Source organism: Citrobacter sp. RHBSTW-01013, from assembly GCF_013781985.1.
GTDB classification, from domain to species: Bacteria; Pseudomonadota; Gammaproteobacteria; order Enterobacterales; family Enterobacteriaceae; genus Citrobacter; species Citrobacter braakii.
In genome coordinates, this window is sequence record NZ_CP056185.1 from 1610241 (window position 1) to 1627751 (window position 17511).

Sequence of the window (17511 nt, forward strand, 5' to 3'; positions counted from 1 at the left end):
CCCAAAATTCACTTTGGTTGGTTCGGCTTTTCAGCCGCGTAGATTCATCACTGAATCGTTGTATGTTCACCGTCCTGGTGAATGTTGCGTCCTGCTGATGGGTATAATAATCACCGCAAGTGGTAATTAAGTCAACACCGCAAGAGATAAAATATTACCGCAAATGATTAAGTTGCTGATATTTGTGTGTATTTATTTTTTCACTCGTAGTGATATGCTCAGAAAAACATCAATGAGGGCATTGCTATGGGCTTAGGAATGGATATGGAACGGGATGAGCTACTGGAAGATCGTGCAGCCTTCATCGCTGGCGAGATTGGCGGAGCAGTTGTTGAGCTGATTATCGGCGGTGTGGTGATTAGTCGTGATGCGATTGTGGATAGCCTGGAAGCCAAACGGAAGTCGGTGGGTAATGTTATTCACAAGGGATTACTGAGGGATGCTGCTGAGTTCGTGAGGAAAGGACAGTAAAAACCCGGCGCGGTGACCGGGCTGGTTAGACAATACTTACTCAGCAGTTCGGATATGAACGAAAGTGCTGACGAACATTTTCGAGTTCACCGAAACGTACGCGGCAGTAGCTGCGCACATAAACCGGTTTGTCGTGTTCGTAGATATAGTCATCACGATTTACATCATGTGCCATCATAACGATTTACCTGTATTTAAACCCAGACTGTAATCCCTTACAGTCTTGCGTTTGCCCCGGCCAACCGTTATCCTCTAATTGTCTAAGTTAGTGGGTAACAGTTAACCTGTACTCAGGAAGTTTCCAAAACTTCCACCTATGAAGCCCCGCTGCAAACGGGGCTTTATTCTTTTGTGAGATCGTCAAACATTGCAAACGACTCAATAATATTGCTGATCCGCTTTGCCTCTTCCCTTGTGAGGTCGCGAGGTAGGTTGCCAATGTTGACAATTAGATCGCCCCGCAATGGGATTGGCAATTCAAAAGTCTTCACTGAGTTTTCCTCTACAGGCTTTGTTGTAGCAGAACGTTGACGCTTTGGCTTTGGCTTAGCCTTCACATCTTCCCCTTTCTCATAAGCAATGAACTTTGATACAGCGCTATTGAAGCGGCTGCTATATGAACGTTTGCTGTCCTCACTGAGTGATACGGTCTCTGCATATCTATCAACGATGCCTTGTACATCCCATGCATCAGCAGGTGAATCAGAAGGTATAAAAACCTCAACGCGTTGACATACCGACTGAATATTCTCTGCTGTTCTGGAACTGGACGCTGTTAGGCGCTCGTAGTTCTCAACAAAGCTAAAGAACTTTTCTTTCGTTAGAAGTTGCATATTCCACCTAAGTAGATCATTTTCCAGGATTTTTTGGATTGAAATGATCCTGGCATAAAGAAGTGGTGTGAGTCAATGTCATGATTGCCATGAGTGAAAAAAAGATTCTCATGGGTGCGTGGTTGTGAGTTTTGACAATTAAAAAAAAGGCCGCATCTCTGCGACCTCCTCATCACCCAAACGTCTCATCAGGCCACCATAAGCACGATCGCAACAACCGAGAGCAAAGTAACCACGCCTACTATCAGATATTCTCTTATCACCCAAACGTCTCATCAGGCCACTGTGACGCAACAACCTTACCTACAACCCGGCAGTGCTCATTGCATGGCATCATAGGGAACTGTGGGTTAAGGGGTTGCAGGAATACCTGCCCACTGTCTTTGATCAGCTTCTTGAATGTGAACTCGTCCCCATTCAGTCGTGCAATACAAAAATCTCCCGGGTCAACTGGCTCTTCTGGGTCGACAAGAATCAACATGCCTTCCGGGAAGCTAGGCTTAGAACCAGCTGGAGCCGTCATCGAATGACCATCAACTTCCAGCCAGAAGGCATTATCGCTGGCTTTCTTTGTTGTGCTTACCCATCGCTCGGCATCACGTTCGGTGAATGTACGAAACTCAGGTGAGAACATACCTGCTTGCACATGCGAGAACACCGGGTAGTCATAGTCGTTGCTGACCACTAAATCAGTGGATACAGACTTGTACATTTCTTCTATCTCTCTGGCGATAGAAGGACTGAATTCACCAACATTAACTTGTAAAACTCTCGCTAATGCAGCCGCATTACTAGCATTAAGCGCATTTACACCATTAAGGAGTGCGGCAATAGCCGACTGTCCGACACTTAAAGCGTCGGCTATGGATTCCTGTGAGAGCTTCAACGTAGACTTTTTGCTCTCATAAATCGCCTTCAGACGTCTAGCGTCTTCAAGCTGTTCTGTTGTTAATGGTTTCTTTTTTATGCTCATAGTAGAAATTTAACACCGTAGGGGATAATTTACTAACACCGCATGTGTTGACATAACTACCTCCAGCGGTGATAATTAATCCATGCACTAAGGAGGTCGTATGGAACAGCGCATAAAACTTAATGAATACGCACAACGATTCGGTCAAACCAAAGCTGCTCAAGACCTTGGGGTTTATCAGAGCGCTATTTTCAAAGCGTTAACAGCCAAGCGAGATATCACGGTAATCGTGCATGCAGATGGTTCTGTTTCTGCTGAAGAATTAAAACCGTTTCCCAGCATTCGCCGCGACAATAACGCAGCCTAAGTAACACCGCTCTTTTCACAATGGCCGTCCGGCCTACGTAGCTGAAAAGCTAACTTCAAATCAAAACAACAAACATGGCTCTGCGTGTCTGCGCATGGGCCTATTTAACTATTTCAACACCAAAGGAATTTAACAAATGGAAAACTCAATTAACCGCAACAAGGTCAATGCCCGTCGCATTGAATCCTGGTTGCTTAACCGTATCGCTATGAAAGGTGGCAACAACGTAGCTAAAGAGATCGGCGTCGATAAGGCACAGATAACCCGCTGGAAAGAAACGTGGCTGCCGAAGATGGCAATGCTGCTGGCTGTTCTGGAATGGGGTGTCGTTGATGACGATATGGCGCGGTTGGCAAGAGAAGTAGCTGCGGTGCTCACAAAGAAAAAATCCCCGGCTGCAACCGAGGATTCAGATCAAATCACGATGGATTTTTAACAACTATTTGCGGAGTTAATTATGCCAAACCAGTTAGGAAAAGCAAATACACATCCTACTCACAAATGCTCGTTTTGCGGAAAAACCAATAACGACGTTGCAACGATCATTACAGGCGACGGTGTATGCATCTGTGATGAGTGCGTTTATTTGTGTGTGGAAGTTATCTTCAAGCAGAACAGGAGAACTAATAATGAGCATGATGTTAATGGTGAAAGCCATGCAAATTAAGGTCGGCAATCCATTACGCAAGCTCGTTCTCCTGAAACTTGCTGACAATGCGAGCGATCAGGGTGAATGCTGGCCTAGCTACCAATACATCGCTGACCAGTGCGAAATCAGCAAACGTTCAGTAATGAGTCATATTGATGATCTTTGCCAGTCAGGATTGCTGAAAAAAGTCTTCAGGAAGGGGCCGAAAGGCAATTCTACAAACATCTACATCCTCACCTTACCTAGTGCAGGAGATTCACTACCTAGTGCAGGAGATTCACTAGGGGGTAGTGCAGGAGCTGCACCCAGAATCAGTCACTCTTTTGAACCAGTCAATGAACCTAACTCTCTCTCTGGGAGCGAAGGATTTATGAGCGAAGCTGCAAAGCGTCGTATTGGCATATCACCCGGAGGCGAAATTCCTCTTCCACCGATGTTCAAGCCAAACGAAGAACACATAGCGATGGCGAGAGAGAAGGGGGTGAGCATTGAAACTGAGTTGCTCAACTTCAAGGATTACCACACTGCGAGAGGGACCATGCTTCTTGACTGGAATTCAGCATTCCGCGTCTGGATCAGAAATGCACGCGTTAACCCGCTCACCAGAAAGCAACGTAGTGAACCCGAAACTCCACACTGGAACAGCCGAGAGGGCTGGGAGGACTTCCTGTGACAATGCAACTGATGACAGCTATTCAGAACCGTGATGGTGAAGCAATGGCCCGGATGTCCGGAAGCCACGATCCGAAAAACGTAATCAACATCGAAGCCGAGAACCTGGTTGACTCACTGTTTCGCCAGCTAAAGCAAATATTCCCAGCAGCATCTCAGACCAACCTGAAGACAGATTCTGACGAGAAGACTGCAAAGCGACAGTGGATCGCCGCATTCTCTGAAAACGGGATACGCAGCAGAGAACAGCTTTCCTCAGGGGTAAGGCATGCAAGGGCCAGCGAGTCACCTTTCTGGCCTTCCCCTGGGCAATTCATCAAGTGGTGCAAGGACAGCAGTACAGTTCTTGGAGTTAACCTGTCTGATGTGATGAATGAGTTTCATCGCTACAGCAGAGAAAAAGGTGTTCACACTGGCGGCGCGGAGAGGTTCCCTTGGTCACATCCTGTCATGTACTGGATTATCACAGATACGCGACGGGCCATGTATCAAAGGCAACTTAGCGAAGTTGAAACTGAAAAGTTCGCAGCTAAAAAGCTCGAAGAATGGGCGCTAAAAGTCGCTGGAGGCGAACAAATCCCATCACCAGTTATGGCCATTGAGTGCAGTTCCGATGTCATTCCCGTAACCCATGAGAGCCGTAATATCGGTTATCACCCTGAAGGAAAAACATTTGGCTGCATGCCTAACGCTGCAACTTTGGGGGCGCTTACTCCAGCGCAGTGGCTATGGGATGAATATCTCAAAGGGAAGGCCGCTGGCCTTATCAGGTGAAGACGATGGACAGCTTAAAGCAACGCATTCTCGATTACGTATCAGCTAACCAGTCAGCCAAGGTTGATCTGATTTACAAGGAAGTCGGCATCAGTCGCAACCGCTACTACGAAGAGGCGAAAGAGCTTCGTTTCATGGGCAGATTGCGCAGCGTTCCTGGTATTGGCGTATTCCCCGGCGAAAAGGCGTTCCAGCAATGGCTGAAGAATGGCGGAGGCGAGTCCATCAGGCAGCGTGCCGTTGATGCTAACCAGAGTAGCCAGGTAGCAAAAGGCGTTATCAAGAAAGATAAAACCAATAGTGACGATCCGAAGATGTTCACCCCATACAACCCGGAGAATAACGGTGTTGTAGCGGAGTTCATGCAGAGCGACGCACGCAAGCGGCTGATGATGATTTACGGGAGAGCTGGAGCATGAAAGAAGCACGCAACACGCGAGAAATCATTGAGCAGGAATATAACGAATTTCCTGAAACCATCCTCCACGCAGAACTATGCCGCGCCTGTGCTCGCGTAGACGGTCGCAGCATCAAGCAGTCGCTCAAGGCATTTGCTCTGGCACGTATCGAAAAGGTTGATAGCAAGCCACTTAAAGGCGCACTGGAGCAGATGGCATCCAGCATGTTTCCAGAGACAGAGATAGCCCGTATCCGCGCCTGTGTAGGTCGCATGGAGTCGGCACTGGTTAAGACATTCGGAGTGAAGCGAGCATGACTGAAGCAACGGCAATAATGCACTTCGTCCTGGCATCAGTTGGGATGCTTTACGTCATGTGCAAAGCAGGTGAATGGGTCGTATCAATGACCATGAAACAGTGGTGTAAGCGTCGCAAAGAGTCGGTAAAGCAGAAGGCTGTTAATGATTTATACGATGCCTTTGAGCTGGAAAAAATCACTGCCGGAGAGACCGTAAAAATCGCAACCAAAAGTAACCTGGTCATCATGATGTACCGAGAAAAACCCCATGACTGAAGCCTACATAGCAGAGCTATCTGCAAGCGTGGCCGTGATAGTCGGCCTTTTTTATGCAATACGCAAAAACATCGATTAACAGGCCTGCTTAGCGGGCCTTTTTTATGAGGGTAGGGTTATGACTAGCAGAGAAAAATTTGAACAAGCCATTAAGGCGCGCTTCGGTGACTTGATTGACTACCGGGTCTGTAAAAACTCAGATGGTGAGTACATGGACTGGGACATGCAGGTTGCATGGTGGGCATGGCAAGCAGCAGAAACAGACATGGCAGTACAGCTCACTAACGCCGAGAGCAAGTGCAGGGATCTGTCATCGAAAGCAATGGAGCTGGTATGCGAAGCCAGCCTGGTTTACAGCAAGTACAACGACACGCAGATGCCAGACCGTGACCTTGTTGATATGCAGACGCTTCAGGAAATGCACGACCTGTGCAAAGGAGCAGCCCAATGACAGCACTCAACAAACAGGCGCTGCGTGAAGCGGCGCAGGAAGAAATAATGCTCCGCTCTGTCAGTGATACCTCTGACGCCTGGCAGGATGAAGCAAGCCCGGAAGCTGTGCTGGCGCTGCTGGATGAGCTGGAGAAAGAAAAAGGCTACGCCAGCGCATACGAAGGGGAAAAGTGGCATTACCACCAGTTAGCAGAATCTGAGGGCGAGCGTGCGAACCGGGCAGAGGCCAAGTTGGAAGCAGCAGAGAAGCGCATAGCAGAACTGGAGGCGCGACAGCCGTACGGATATCTGAGAGAGAATGACGGTCAGATTCAAATATCTATTGGTAGCGAGCGACCACATGACCGTTCTGGTGGCTACGCTACGCCGTGGTTCGCAATCTATACCGCCGCTGGCATTGGCGTGAAGGGGGAATGAGATGAGCAAATTTACAGACGTACATGATCTGTTAACCGCGTACCAGAAACAAGCTCGGAAGATACCAGCTAAGGGTGTTTATGCCTCAAGGCATCGTCAGGTTGAAGTTAATGCTGTGCACGTACGCAAGATAATGCGCAAGCGTCGGCGGTCAGTCGGCAAGTCAAATAAACTCGGATGTCGCTTTACTGCAGAAATGCGCGTGGCACTGATTTGCGATATGAACTTTTGGGCGCTGGTATGTCGCTCTAACCGTAAGCAGGAGCATGCAGCATGACAACTAACCACCCGGCGCACGGTCCTGTATCACTCGAGCGCCTGCACCAGATACGCGAAATACTCAGCAAAGCATCCGCACAAAGCGACGGCGGTAATCTCTGCTGCGCAATGGCTGATGCTGTGAAGGTGATTGATGTGGCGATTGCAGCGATGAATGCGGATCCTGTGGCGTGGCGATATCGCTATGTGCATACGCCAAAGACAGAAGAGCATGGTTCACCATTCACTACGGAATGGAAACTCTGTGATAGCGAGGATGAGTGTAACCCGTCAGATTGTTTTGAGCGCCAGCCACTCTACACAGCACCACAGTTACCGCAGCCAGCGGTGTTATCAGTGCCAGATGAAATACCGAAACTGAAAGATGGAATGGGCTTTAAGCATGTGAAAGATGGCGTCCGATATTCCTTAAATTATGCCAACGGATGGAATCAATGCCGCGCCGCCATGCTTCAGGCCGAACCTGCAAGTAATAGTGATGAGTTACCGCCGGACTATCTGCAAGGACACAAAGACGGACTGGAGTGGGCTGCACAACTGGCAGAGGCTAATCATCCGCAAACAGGTGACTGGTTGTACGACGACCAAATCGAGCTTGCCAGGGCGATTCGCAAAGGTCCGGATATGCCTACCGTTCAGGATGGCAAGTCTCCGGTAACTCCGGATTGTTGGTGTCGAATTTGCCGACCGGTGACGATGAGTGACATGCGTTTTGTCGTCTGCCAAGAATGCGGCAACAAGCGCTGCCCTCATGCAAATGACCATAACAACGCTTGCACCGGCAGTAACGAGCCAGGGCAGGTTGGTAGCGCATATCCAGCAGCACCGCAGCAAGATGTGAAGTCAGCACTTGAACATGGGATGCAGCGTTACGCCGGTGCTATGCAAAAGCTGTCAGAAGGGGATAGGTGATGGCTAAATTTAGCACCATTCAGGAGTTAACGGGGTCTGACATGGGACAAGGCCGTGCGCTGATGAATCGTTACTGGAGTTCATCATCACTTCCAGTTCGAGAAAAGCGGCAAAACATGCCTAGGCTATGCGTATTTCGTAGGGATAGGGTGTTACGAAAATTGATGAGTAATGAGATGAATGCTTTGGTTAATCGCATAACTGAATTCCAATCTTCTGCAACGTCAAGCAACATTACTCACTCTCAAAATTAGTGTTATAATTATGTCGCAGTCGGATTGAGCACCCGGCTGTGACCTCTGCATCTGATTGGGAAATTAGATGCGAAACACAAAGAGTACTTCAAACCACCTGTCACAGATGCAGAAATGCACCTGCGATTTTCTGCATTCTGCGTTACCTCTCGGAGGTGGCGTATGAAACAGCCTGTTTTCTACCTCCGCGACGAACGCGTTCGCGATAACCTCATCGACTACATCAGGAAGCTGCCCGTTAACGACGCTCTGCCGCTCGTGGTGAAGTTTTCTGAGGCTGACCGCACTCTCGCCCAAAACGACCTCTTCCACGCTCTCTGTGGAGATACAGCGAAGCAATTGCAATGGGCTGGCAAGTCGCGCGACCTCGCTTCATGGAAAGTCCTGTATGTCTCAGGCCATGCCATTGCCACCGGTAAGCCTGGTGAAGTGGTGCCGGGTCTGGAAGGGGAGTTCTGCGCCATCCGGGAAAGCACTGCGAAGATGGGCATCCGTCGCATGACCAGTCTCATCGAATACAGCCAGGCATTTGCTGTGCAAAACGGCGTGCAACTCCGTGAAGTTCGCTACTCAGGTGATTACTTCGGGAGGGTTGCGTAATGGCTAGCCCTCTCGCTCGCATCATCACCAACGAAATCTACCGGGTCCGGACACGCACTAAGCGCAAGCCTGAACTCAAGCCATCCGAAATCCCATCACTGCTCGGCTACACCGCACGACTGACCCAGGTGAAATGGGATCGCCTGAAAGCGCGGAGGTCACATGGCTAATTTATGCAAAGCGGCACGCGGCCGCGAATGTCAGGTGCGGATCCCCGGCGTATGCAACGGCAATCCTGAAACCTCAGTACTGGCTCACATACGTCTTGCTGGTCTATGCGGGACCGGAATCAAGCCGCCTGACCTGATCGCCACCATCGCATGCAGCAGTTGCCACGACGAGATTGATCGCCGCACCCGTCTGGTCGATGCGGAATTTGCAAAGGAGTGCGCGCTGGAAGGCATGGCTCGCACGCAGGTCATCTGGCTTAAAGAGGGGCTCGTGAAAATATGAATATTTTCGATATCACGCCAGTCAGCAAACCCCGCATGACTCAACGGGACCGGTGGGTAAAACGTCCGGCAACAGCGGCATATTGGGCTTTTAAAGCCGAAGTACGCCAGCTCGGGATCTGTCTGCCTGATTCCGGTTATCACGTCACCTTCATCATTCCCATGCCAAAAAGCTGGAGCCAGAAGAAGCGCGCGCAACTCAACGGCCAGGCGCATCAGCAGAAACCGGATAAAGACAACCTGGAAAAGGCGCTACTCGATGCCATTTTCGACGACGACAGCCGCGTCTGGGATGGCCGGGTGACAAAGCTTTGGGGAGAGAAGGGGCAGATCATTATTGGGGAGTGCGCACCGTGACCAGAGACGAGATAACCCGATATCAGGCCGAAAGCGTTAAGCGCGCCAACCTGCCGCCAGTAGCAAAGCACAGCCAGAACCAGACCAAAACCAAACAGCCATTAGGAGAAGCAGCATGAATCTTGAAAGCACAGTTAAATTTCACTCTCCTAAATCACCGCAACTATCAGATTCACCAAGGGCGACCGCATCAGATTCTTTAACTGGTACTGATGTTATGGCGGCATTCGGCATGGTGCAAAGTCGCGCCCCGCTTGGATTCAGTGCTTTTAGCGGAAAGATGAATCTGAGTGATGCTGATAAAAAGAAATCCGTTCAGTTGCTAATGCAATACGGGATAAAGCACTGCGATAAGGTGGCAGCCATTCGCAAGCTTGAGACTAATGTTAAGGGCAAGGTTCTGCAAACTCTCGCAACTTTTGCATATCAGGATTATTGCCGGTCAGCAGCCAGCCAGGTTACCTGCTCATGCTGTAAAGGTCGCGGCGTAATCAGGAAGGAAACACTGGTAGTTAAGCATCCCGGATGTGGAGAAAAAACGCCTGCAAAAACAGCGAATGAACAGGTAGAAGAGACGTGCAAGAAATGTAGTGGCCGAGGCGTCATTTCAACATCCTGCGTGAAGTGCAGAGGAAGAGGTATGGCATTGGATCGCAAGAAGTCAGAGGAGCAGGGTGTTCCAGTTATGAGCGCTTGCCGTCAATGCTCAGGCAGGGGATATGAGCGCCTTCCGGCAGCGTCCTGCTATCGATCCATCCGCCAGTTTACTGACGCTATTTCACCGGGTGTATGGGACAAGGCCGTTAAGCCATTCTATGAGACTTTAATTGCAGAGATTGAAAAGGCGGAATCAGCGGCAAATGCGATTTTATCGAAAGTTACTAGCAAAGTTTGATTCCGATAACGATTGCAGCTTGCATAATGACGAAAGTTAGAATATCATCGCCCTAACACTAAAAATCCGTGAATTGTTACGGTAAAGAATTCAAGCCTGAGGTTAACGCCTCGGGCTTTTTTATTGCCAAATCCCAGCCAGGGTATCTTCAGCCGCAGAGCTGACATTGCCACACCCTCACCTTCCTGGCTTGTCGCCAGGTTTTTTATTCCAGGCCCCGTGAACCATCCTCGACATGCCTACTTGTTAAATCGTCCCGAGGGCCTGATCCCTTACTACAAACAGCACCCCGTTTTTTCGGAGGTGATATGGCTAAACGTATGCAAGATAAAGAAAGCATTGCCGGAGTGTCATGGCTGATTGTCCTTGCTCTGTCATGCTGGGGCGGCCTGGTCCGATACCTTATTGACGTGAAGCAGAACAAAGCCGCCTGGAGCTGGGTCAATGCGCTGGCGCAAATTGCAGTGTCCGGCTTTACCGGTCTCATTGGTGGCCTGATCAGCGTTGAAAGTGGTCTGAGCCTATACATGATCCTGGTTACTTCTGGTATCAGCGGGGCGATGGGGTCCGTGGCGCTGACTTATTTCTGGGAACGACTGACGGGGATGAAGAATGCAAACCAGTGATAAAGGCATTGCCCTGATCAAGCAGTTCGAAGGCTGCAAACTCACCGCGTACCAGGACAGCGTTGGCGTCTGGACGATCGGCTATGGCTGGACTCAGCCTGTTGACGGGAAACCAATCCGCGCCGGGATGACGATTAAGCAGGAAACAGCAGAACGTCTGCTGAAGACCGGACTGGTCAGCTACGAAAGTGACGTGTCCCGCCTGGTTAAAGTCGGCGTGACTCAGGGGCAATTCGACGCCCTGGTGTCGTTCACGTATAACCTTGGCGCCAGGTCACTGTCGACATCGACTCTCCTGCGAAAACTCAACGCCGGTGATTATGCTGGCGCTGCCGATGAGTTCCTGCGCTGGAATAAAGCTGGTGGCAAAGTGCTGAACGGGCTGACCCGTCGGCGGGAGGCAGAGCGAGCTCTGTTCCTGTCATGATTAGCGCACTGGTTAAGCGTTACTGGCTGCAGTTGCTGGTGCTGGCGTTAATCGGCGCACTGGCTTTCTTCGTGAACCACTACCGCGACAACGCTATCAACTACAAAGACCAGCGCGATAAGGCCACTGAGAAACTCAGCCTGGCGAACGCCACCATTAAAGACATGCAGACACGCCAGCGTGATGTTGCTGCGCTGGATGCCAAATACACCGGAGAACTGGCTGATGCGAAAGAAACCATTGAGCGTTTGCATAGCGATGTCATTGCTGGCCGTAAGCGGCTGCAGTTCAACGCAAACTGTCCCGCGAACGGAGCGACCAGCGCCAGCGGCATGGATGATGCTGCCACCGCCGAACTCACTCCAGACGCTCGACAAAATTATTTCCATCTCCGAGAGCAATTAGTCACGGCAGAGAAGCAAATTCTTGGTCTTCAGGAATATGTCCGCACGCAGTGCATGAAGTAATTCGTCACCCCTTTTACACACACAAAGCCTGACTCCGGTCGGGCTTTTTTATTGGGGGATGACAAACCCCAAGAAGATCCAGCCACTACTGCAAAGCATCATCGCCCTGCTGCATAGGGCAGATCCTCTCCATTCCGATGACTATCGAAGGTAGAGGCATACTGCGTCTCACACACGCACATCAATACACAGAACCTTTCAGGATGACCCTTGAGGATACCGGTTTGGCTATCGGTGCCTTCTGTGGGCCGGACTCCTGTGTGACAAGGTTCATCACTAAAAGGTAACTACCGATGCAATTAGTTGAAATCAAGAAGCTCGACTTGGTAACCAATACCGCAGCCATCGCCGAGGGCGTTGGGCGAGACCATGACACCATCATCAAGCTGGTTGACCGTAACAAAAGTGACCTTGAGGAATTCGGAGAGGTCGGATTTGAAATCCGAGCTGGGTACAACAATTCCAAAGTTCGCGTCGCGTTGTTGAACGAACAGCAAACCACGCTACTGATCACCTACATGCGAAACAACGAAGTTGTCCGGGCATTCAAGAAGCGCTTGGTATCTGAGTTCTTCACGATGCGCAGCGCGCTGGCAAAGAAGAAGATGGATCGCAACTCGGCGCGCCTGGAATACAAGCCTATGACCGACGCCATTAAACATGAGCGAGAGGCTCAGGGTAAGCAGATTGCACCGCATCATTTCTCCAATGAGGCTGACCTGATTAACAGGCTGGCGCTGGGCATGACGTCTGCTAAGTTCCGCGTGCATCACGAGATCGGAAAGAAAGAGCCAATCCGCGACTACCTCACGCCAGAGCAAATCCACTGCATCACCGAGCTACAGCGTGCTAACACCGTGTTTATCAGCATGGGGTGGGACTTCGAACAACGCAAAGAAGTGCTGCGCGGTATGTTCGAGCGTAATCACCGTCAGCCTCTTATCGAAGAACAGCACCGCCTGGCGGCCTAAGCTACAAAAATAGCTTCGAGAGCCACTTTCACAACGGTTCTTCATTACAAAGCTCATCTGCGGGTGGGCTTGATAATGGTAATTACTTAGCATTAAATGGTGGTTGACATAATTCGTTGATTTGCAATGGTTATTTTGTTGGGGGTATAATTCGCTCTCTTAGATAAGAGGGGGTTATATGCTGACAATAATTTTGTTTGGCGCTGGCTGGAAAGGCGATGTTTGGGCTCTCGAGAGCTACAGTCCCGTTATTAAGGCTCCTGATCAGACATTTCGGCTTCTGAAAAGCTCTGGGGGTACCCCGATCTTCGAGGATGCTGAGTTTGATGTTTTCGAATATCAGCTGGGCGATGAAATTTATCTGGTTGGCTGTCATGGGAATAAGCCTAGCGACGATGTGATTAAGTCCCACATCCAGCATGGTGACCCTAAGCCGAAACCATACAAAACACTGTAACCGCCTCCGGGCGGTTTTTTACAGCCATCACCATGGGCAGACACATCGTAATGGCATGGAGGCATTCTATACTTATTCAGAATCCCGCTTGGTTTTCACCATCGCAGGTAAAGTAAATGAGTATGTCAAAAACACTTCTGTAAACTTCAAAAGTTGGTCAACTTCATCGGCGGTGAACTCTTCATCTGAATGAACTGCAACATTAGTATCAATACGGACGATGTGTGCCCAGTCAGCCATTTCTTGTGTTATCAGGCCCGTATCTCTTATTGCAGATATTCGTTTTACTAACTTATCCTCATTGCCTGTATGAAGCGCCTTGGTGGCTATGTCGATCACTTTACGGCAGTTCATTGCGCTGGTTTCAAAGCGTCCTTTTGCAAAATCTTCTTTTGCCTCTACAAAAAATTTTGCAGCTCTCTCTGGGGTTGCTTCTGGCGCGGAAAAGGTTTTATGTGATGGGTAAATATCAAGGACTTTAAATCGTGGGTTATCATTGAGAATGACGGGGTATAATTGCGTCTTTGCATAATCCTCTGGGGTGCTTTGAATATCTATTTCTACCTCAGCAATCAAAAGCTTGAAGCATGAATGACATTGAAATACCAGCGAGTAACATTTTTGTCTTAAAGGTGCTTGTTGAATACATCTCAATACAGCCCGTTCCTTTAAGCAGTGGGGGCATGTCTTATCAATTGACAGCATTGCCATTCTTAATCTTCCTTTGGAGCAGATAACATATTTATGGCACTCACCGACAAACAAGAAATGTTCTGTCGCGAGTACCTCATCGATTTAAACGCCACACAAGCGGCTATTCGGGCGGGGTACAGCGTCAAGACCGCAAACCGCATAGCTGCCCAGAACTTGTCAAAACTTGATATCCAAAACAGAATCGCCGAACTGAAAGCGAAGCGCAATGAAGATGTGGGTATTGATGCTGATTATGTATTGCGGCGCTTGGTTGAAATCGACCAGATGGACGTTCTGGACATCCTGAATGACGACGGCAGCCTCAAGCCAATTACTTCATGGCCTAAAGCCTGGCGAATTTCGCTAACCGGTTTGGACATCAGCACGACCATTCAGAACTTCGACGAAGAGACGGCGGAAACCATCCTCAAAAAGGTAAAGTGGCCTGACAAGGTGAAGAACCTCGAATTGCTCGGCAAGCACGTTCGTGTGCAGGCATTCAAAGAGCAGATCGAGCAGAAGGTCACAGCCACCCACAGCATCATGCCCGTTCCGTCCTGCGACAACGTTGATGACTGGGAGGCGGCAGCGCAGAAGCAACAGAGCGAGGTTCTTGGTGGATGAATTACAAAGCCGTCTGGAAACCATTGCCGGGGTCGCAGTCGCTTTCCCTGAGTTGCCCGTGTAACGAGATTCTCTATGAAGGAACTCGTGGGCCCGGTAAAACCGCTGCGCAACTGGCTCGCTTTCGTCGTCTGGTTGGCCTTGGATATGGTTCGTTCTGGCGAGGTGTGATATTCGATACCGAGTATAAAAACCTCACCGACATCATTACCCAGTCAAAGCGTATGTATCGCCTGTTTAATGACGGTGCACGCTATCTGGCATCAGCATCTGAACTTCGTTGGGTATGGCCGACTGGCGAAGAGCTGCTGTTCCGCTTCGGGAAGGAAGAGAGCGACTACTGGGACTACCATGGTCAGGAATTTCCGTTCATCGGCTTCAACGAACTGACCAAGCAGCAGTCCCCTGAATTCTACGAGATGATGTTCTCCTGCCGGCGGTCATCGTTCAGGCCGGAAAACTACCCGCTGGAGAATGGGAAGTTACTGAGGCCAATCCCGCTGGAGACGTTCAGCACGACCAACCCGTTCGGCATCGGTCATACCTGGGTGAAGAAGCGCTTCATTGAGCCGGCGCCGCGCGGAACCGTGCAGCGTGACAGGCAAATGGTGTTCAACCCTCAGACAGAACGAGAAGAGGAAATCACGCTGACCCGCGTGGCCATCCACGGCTCGTTCAAAGAGAACCCTTACCTCGACCCGCAGTACATTGCGACCCTGATGGCTATTAAAGACCCTAACCGACGCAAAGCGTGGGTAGAGGGCTCGTGGGATGTTACCAGCGGCGGACGTTTCGACCATCTGTGGAATGCCTCGCATCATGTCATCAAGCCATTCCGCATACCGGATAGCTGGACGGTCGACCGCTCGCATGACTGGGGCGAATCAAAACCGTTTTCCAACCTCTGGTGGGCACGATCCGACGGAACCGCCGCAGAGCTGCCTGATGGTCGCCAGTTCTGCCCGCCAGCCGGGTCGCTGATCCTGATTGGCGAGTGGTATGGCTGTCCACCTGACGAGCTGAACAAAGGGCTCAATATGAGCTCGACAAACGTCGCCAAGGGTGTGGCCTGGATTGATAAGCGGCTGATGGGCGAAGAGCTGCCTGAACCTGAAGAGATAAAACTCAATGGGATAACTCAGGGGCAACTGAACATCATGCCCGGTATCTGCAAAAAGGTTGTGCCGGGCCCAGCTGACGGTGCCATCTACAACACTGGCGATGACGAGCTCTCTATTGCCCAGAAGATGGAATCGCAGGGCGTTAAGTGGGTTCCATCCAACAAGAAACCGGGATCGCGCGTAAACGGAGCGGCCCTCTTTGCTGACATGCTGGAGGCCGTCCTTGAGGGTAAGAAACTGGAATCTGGTGTACCTGAGAAACCAGCATTCTACGTGTTTGAGTACTGTCGTGGTTGGATAAGCCGTGTGCCGGTGCTCGTTCGCGACAGCAAGAACCCTGATGATGTTGATACCCAGCAGGAAGATCACGACTGGGACGGTACGCGATATGCTGTCCTGCATTCACCGCCGAAGAAAGTCGGCAAAGTCACCAACCTGAGGCTCTAACCCCATGCCTGATATTTCAACACCCAATCTGGACTATGGGAACATGGTGCAGGCGTGGGACATTAACGACGCCCTGATGGGCGGTACGCTGTATATGCGCCAGCTTGGTGAGGCTTATATGCCGCGCTGGCCAAAAGAGGACAAAGAGGACTACAAAAAGCGTCTGGCTGTGGCCACGCTGCTGCCTGCCTACGAAGAGACCATTAATCAGAACGTCGGGCGCGTGTTTGCAGAGCCAATCCAGTTGGGTGAGAACGTTCCGGATGCGTTGCGTGAGTTCGCTAAGAACGTGGATCTGGAAGGCAGTCGACTCGATGTATGGGCGCAGGCCTTCTTCAGCCTGGCGATGCAATACGGCTTGTCGCATGCGCTGGTGGACTATCCCAGGGTAGATGGCGAACAGGTTAAGACCAAAGCCGATGAAAAGGCCACCGGCGCGCGGCCATACGTCACAATGTTGAATCCTCGCCAGGTGATTGGCTGGAAGTCGAAGATGGTAGCCGGCAAGGTCCAACTCACCGCGCTACGCATCAAAGAGGTGGTTGTCGAAGATGGCGACGACTTCGGGCAGACAAAAGTCGAGCAGATTCGATTGCTAACACCAGGACTGGTGCAGATTTACCGCAAGGCGACCGGCGACAATGTCCAGGCGAACTGGGTGCTGCACGAAGAGTGGCAAACGTCGCGGAAGGACATCACGCTTGTCACGCTCTACACCAAGCGCACCGGGTTTATGTGCGGCTCTCCGCCATTGCTCAACATGGCGCTGCTGAACGTTAAGCACTGGCAGAGCCAGAGCGAACAGGACAATATCCTGCACGTTGCCCGGGTGCCGATACTGACGGTGTTCGGGCTGGAAGAGGGGCAGGAGCTGGTGATTGGCTCTTCCTCTGCGGCAAGTTTTAACGATCGCCAGAAACAGGGCCTCGAATACGTCGAGCATACCGGCTCATCTATCGGTGCTGGCAAAGAGTCCCTGACCGACCTGGTAGAGCAAATGCGCCAGGCTGGCGCGAAGCTGCTGCGCACGGACAACACCTCAACGAAGTCTGTAGACCAGACCTCGGAAGAGAAGATGCAGGAACAGTCACCGCTCTACACCATGGCAACCAGCCTGGAAGATGCGATCGACAACATCCTGCAAATCATGGCCGAGTACATCGGGGAATCTGAGGGGGGTAACGTCGATGTCCGTACCGAGCTGGATGTTGAGTCGAAAGAGTTCAACCCGCCAGCGGCGCTGGCCATTCAGTCGTTGCGCCAGGGCGGTGATATCCGTCGTGTTGACGCCATCAAGTCTCTGCAGAAGCTGAACATTATCGATGCTGACGCAGATCCTGACGTGGTGCTGAGCGAGTTGCTGACCGAATCAGCCTCTTTGACTGAGCCGCCACCTGGCGAGGTGTAA

Annotated in this window: 29 protein-coding genes and 1 pseudogene; 26 read left to right on the top strand and 4 right to left on the bottom strand. The window is 50.7% G+C overall.

The features are described 5' to 3' along the window. Positions 1 to 246 precede the first annotated feature (246 nt). Entirely contained in the window at positions 247 to 471 is a 225-nt protein-coding gene (locus HV350_RS07755) for a hypothetical protein (RefSeq protein ID WP_249418032.1), read from the top strand. A gap of 40 nt (positions 472 to 511) precedes the next feature. Here the strand turns inward: HV350_RS07755 and HV350_RS07760 are convergent, their stop codons facing one another. The 3 genes from HV350_RS07760 to HV350_RS07770 form a co-directional block, all read right to left on the bottom strand. Beyond that, a complete protein-coding gene (locus tag HV350_RS07760; RefSeq protein WP_181630695.1) occupies positions 512 to 649 on the bottom strand; it encodes a hypothetical protein in 138 nt (45 codons plus the stop codon). Positions 650 to 812: 163 nt separating this feature from the next. After that, positions 813 to 1304, bottom strand: coding sequence for a hypothetical protein (locus tag HV350_RS07765; protein ID WP_181630697.1), 492 nt, complete (start codon positions 1302 to 1304; stop codon positions 813 to 815). Positions 1305 to 1563: 259 nt separating this feature from the next. Further along, on the bottom strand, positions 1564 to 2277 hold the full coding sequence (locus HV350_RS07770) for a LexA family transcriptional regulator (protein ID WP_181630142.1): 714 nt from the start codon (positions 2275 to 2277) through the stop codon (positions 1564 to 1566). Positions 2278 to 2377: 100 nt separating this feature from the next. Here HV350_RS07770 and HV350_RS07775 point away from each other — a divergent pair, with 100 nt between their 5' ends. From HV350_RS07775 to HV350_RS07885, 22 genes and pseudogenes are all read left to right on the top strand, one after another. Beyond that, entirely contained in the window at positions 2378 to 2584 is a 207-nt protein-coding gene (locus HV350_RS07775) for a Cro/CI family transcriptional regulator (protein ID WP_053389150.1), read from the top strand. Positions 2585 to 2720: 136 nt separating this feature from the next. Continuing rightward, entirely contained in the window at positions 2721 to 3020 is a 300-nt protein-coding gene (locus HV350_RS07780; RefSeq protein WP_181630144.1) for a CII family transcriptional regulator, read from the top strand. A gap of 21 nt (positions 3021 to 3041) precedes the next feature. Further along, positions 3042 to 3188: pseudogene (locus HV350_RS07785) on the top strand (ClpX C4-type zinc finger protein); the annotation flags it as partial. A 25-nt stretch (positions 3189 to 3213) separates the two neighbouring features. Then, positions 3214 to 3906 carry a helix-turn-helix domain-containing protein gene (locus HV350_RS07790; RefSeq protein ID WP_181630147.1) on the top strand — a complete coding sequence of 231 codons (693 nt, stop codon included), beginning with the start codon at positions 3214 to 3216 and terminating at the stop codon, positions 3904 to 3906. A gap of 2 nt (positions 3907 to 3908) precedes the next feature. After that, the gene (locus tag HV350_RS07795) at positions 3909 to 4679 is read left to right on the top strand and encodes a replication protein P (RefSeq protein ID WP_181630148.1); all 771 of its coding nucleotides are present in this window, start codon (positions 3909 to 3911) and stop codon (positions 4677 to 4679) included. Positions 4680 to 4684: 5 nt separating this feature from the next. Beyond that, a complete protein-coding gene (locus HV350_RS07800) occupies positions 4685 to 5098 on the top strand; it encodes a hypothetical protein (protein ID WP_181630150.1) in 414 nt (137 codons plus the stop codon). Continuing rightward, positions 5095 to 5394, top strand: coding sequence for a hypothetical protein (locus HV350_RS07805; RefSeq protein WP_181539049.1), 300 nt, complete (start codon positions 5095 to 5097; stop codon positions 5392 to 5394). The genes HV350_RS07800 and HV350_RS07805 overlap by 4 nt, the downstream gene beginning before the upstream one ends. Then, a complete protein-coding gene (locus HV350_RS07810; RefSeq protein ID WP_049040442.1) occupies positions 5391 to 5651 on the top strand; it encodes a DUF4752 family protein in 261 nt (86 codons plus the stop codon). The genes HV350_RS07805 and HV350_RS07810 overlap by 4 nt, the downstream gene beginning before the upstream one ends. A gap of 118 nt (positions 5652 to 5769) precedes the next feature. Then, entirely contained in the window at positions 5770 to 6102 is a 333-nt protein-coding gene (locus HV350_RS07815; protein WP_181630152.1) for a hypothetical protein, read from the top strand. Beyond that, positions 6099 to 6521, top strand: a complete 423-nt coding sequence (locus HV350_RS07820; RefSeq protein WP_181630154.1) for an ead/Ea22-like family protein — start codon at positions 6099 to 6101, stop codon at positions 6519 to 6521. The genes HV350_RS07815 and HV350_RS07820 overlap by 4 nt, the downstream gene beginning before the upstream one ends. A gap of 273 nt (positions 6522 to 6794) precedes the next feature. Then, positions 6795 to 7712, top strand: coding sequence for a DUF551 domain-containing protein (locus HV350_RS26620; RefSeq protein ID WP_249418033.1), 918 nt, complete (start codon positions 6795 to 6797; stop codon positions 7710 to 7712). 416 nt (positions 7713 to 8128) lie between these two features. Then, positions 8129 to 8566 carry a recombination protein NinB gene (locus HV350_RS07835; protein WP_032180568.1) on the top strand — a complete coding sequence of 146 codons (438 nt, stop codon included), beginning with the start codon at positions 8129 to 8131 and terminating at the stop codon, positions 8564 to 8566. Further along, positions 8566 to 8736 carry a NinE family protein gene (locus HV350_RS07840; RefSeq protein ID WP_054626103.1) on the top strand — a complete coding sequence of 57 codons (171 nt, stop codon included), beginning with the start codon at positions 8566 to 8568 and terminating at the stop codon, positions 8734 to 8736. Before HV350_RS07835 ends, HV350_RS07840 begins: the two co-directional genes overlap by 1 nt. Next, the gene (locus HV350_RS07845; RefSeq protein WP_139935612.1) at positions 8729 to 9019 is read left to right on the top strand and encodes a DUF1364 domain-containing protein; all 291 of its coding nucleotides are present in this window, start codon (positions 8729 to 8731) and stop codon (positions 9017 to 9019) included. Before HV350_RS07840 ends, HV350_RS07845 begins: the two co-directional genes overlap by 8 nt. Further along, positions 9016 to 9375, top strand: coding sequence for a RusA family crossover junction endodeoxyribonuclease (locus HV350_RS07850; RefSeq protein WP_181630155.1), 360 nt, complete (start codon positions 9016 to 9018; stop codon positions 9373 to 9375). Before HV350_RS07845 ends, HV350_RS07850 begins: the two co-directional genes overlap by 4 nt. Further along, positions 9372 to 9494 carry a hypothetical protein gene (locus tag HV350_RS07855; protein ID WP_181630157.1) on the top strand — a complete coding sequence of 41 codons (123 nt, stop codon included), beginning with the start codon at positions 9372 to 9374 and terminating at the stop codon, positions 9492 to 9494. Before HV350_RS07850 ends, HV350_RS07855 begins: the two co-directional genes overlap by 4 nt. Continuing rightward, positions 9491 to 10270, top strand: a complete 780-nt coding sequence (locus HV350_RS07860) for an antitermination protein (RefSeq protein ID WP_154914066.1) — start codon at positions 9491 to 9493, stop codon at positions 10268 to 10270. The genes HV350_RS07855 and HV350_RS07860 overlap by 4 nt, the downstream gene beginning before the upstream one ends. 320 nt (positions 10271 to 10590) lie before the next feature. Next, positions 10591 to 10896, top strand: a complete 306-nt coding sequence (locus tag HV350_RS07865) for a phage holin family protein (protein ID WP_129318762.1) — start codon at positions 10591 to 10593, stop codon at positions 10894 to 10896. Further along, the gene (locus HV350_RS07870) at positions 10883 to 11323 is read left to right on the top strand and encodes a lysozyme (protein ID WP_181630159.1); all 441 of its coding nucleotides are present in this window, start codon (positions 10883 to 10885) and stop codon (positions 11321 to 11323) included. The genes HV350_RS07865 and HV350_RS07870 overlap by 14 nt, the downstream gene beginning before the upstream one ends. Then, positions 11320 to 11790: a lysis protein gene (locus HV350_RS07875; protein WP_181630160.1), complete on the top strand. Its 471-nt coding sequence runs from the start codon at positions 11320 to 11322 to the stop codon at positions 11788 to 11790. Before HV350_RS07870 ends, HV350_RS07875 begins: the two co-directional genes overlap by 4 nt. 293 nt (positions 11791 to 12083) lie before the next feature. Further along, positions 12084 to 12761 (top strand): Rha family transcriptional regulator, encoded by a 678-nt coding sequence (locus tag HV350_RS07880; RefSeq protein ID WP_045142314.1) that lies wholly within the window; start codon positions 12084 to 12086, stop codon positions 12759 to 12761. A gap of 178 nt (positions 12762 to 12939) precedes the next feature. After that, a complete protein-coding gene (locus tag HV350_RS07885; protein ID WP_181630162.1) occupies positions 12940 to 13218 on the top strand; it encodes a hypothetical protein in 279 nt (92 codons plus the stop codon). Positions 13219 to 13290: 72 nt separating this feature from the next. On the opposite strand, the gene HV350_RS07890 is transcribed toward HV350_RS07885, so the two are convergent. Then, positions 13291 to 13929: a DUF4145 domain-containing protein gene (locus HV350_RS07890; RefSeq protein ID WP_181630164.1), complete on the bottom strand. Its 639-nt coding sequence runs from the start codon at positions 13927 to 13929 to the stop codon at positions 13291 to 13293. A gap of 33 nt (positions 13930 to 13962) precedes the next feature. Between HV350_RS07890 and HV350_RS07895 the strand changes: the two genes are divergently transcribed. From HV350_RS07895 to HV350_RS07905, 3 genes are read left to right on the top strand one after another with little or no spacing between them, the layout of a single operon-like run. Continuing rightward, on the top strand, positions 13963 to 14535 hold the full coding sequence (locus HV350_RS07895; protein ID WP_181630165.1) for a terminase small subunit: 573 nt from the start codon (positions 13963 to 13965) through the stop codon (positions 14533 to 14535). After that, positions 14532 to 16103 (top strand): terminase, encoded by a 1572-nt coding sequence (locus HV350_RS07900; RefSeq protein ID WP_181630167.1) that lies wholly within the window; start codon positions 14532 to 14534, stop codon positions 16101 to 16103. The genes HV350_RS07895 and HV350_RS07900 overlap by 4 nt, the downstream gene beginning before the upstream one ends. 4 nt (positions 16104 to 16107) lie before the next feature. After that, a complete protein-coding gene (locus HV350_RS07905; protein ID WP_181630169.1) occupies positions 16108 to 17511 on the top strand; it encodes a DUF4055 domain-containing protein in 1404 nt (467 codons plus the stop codon).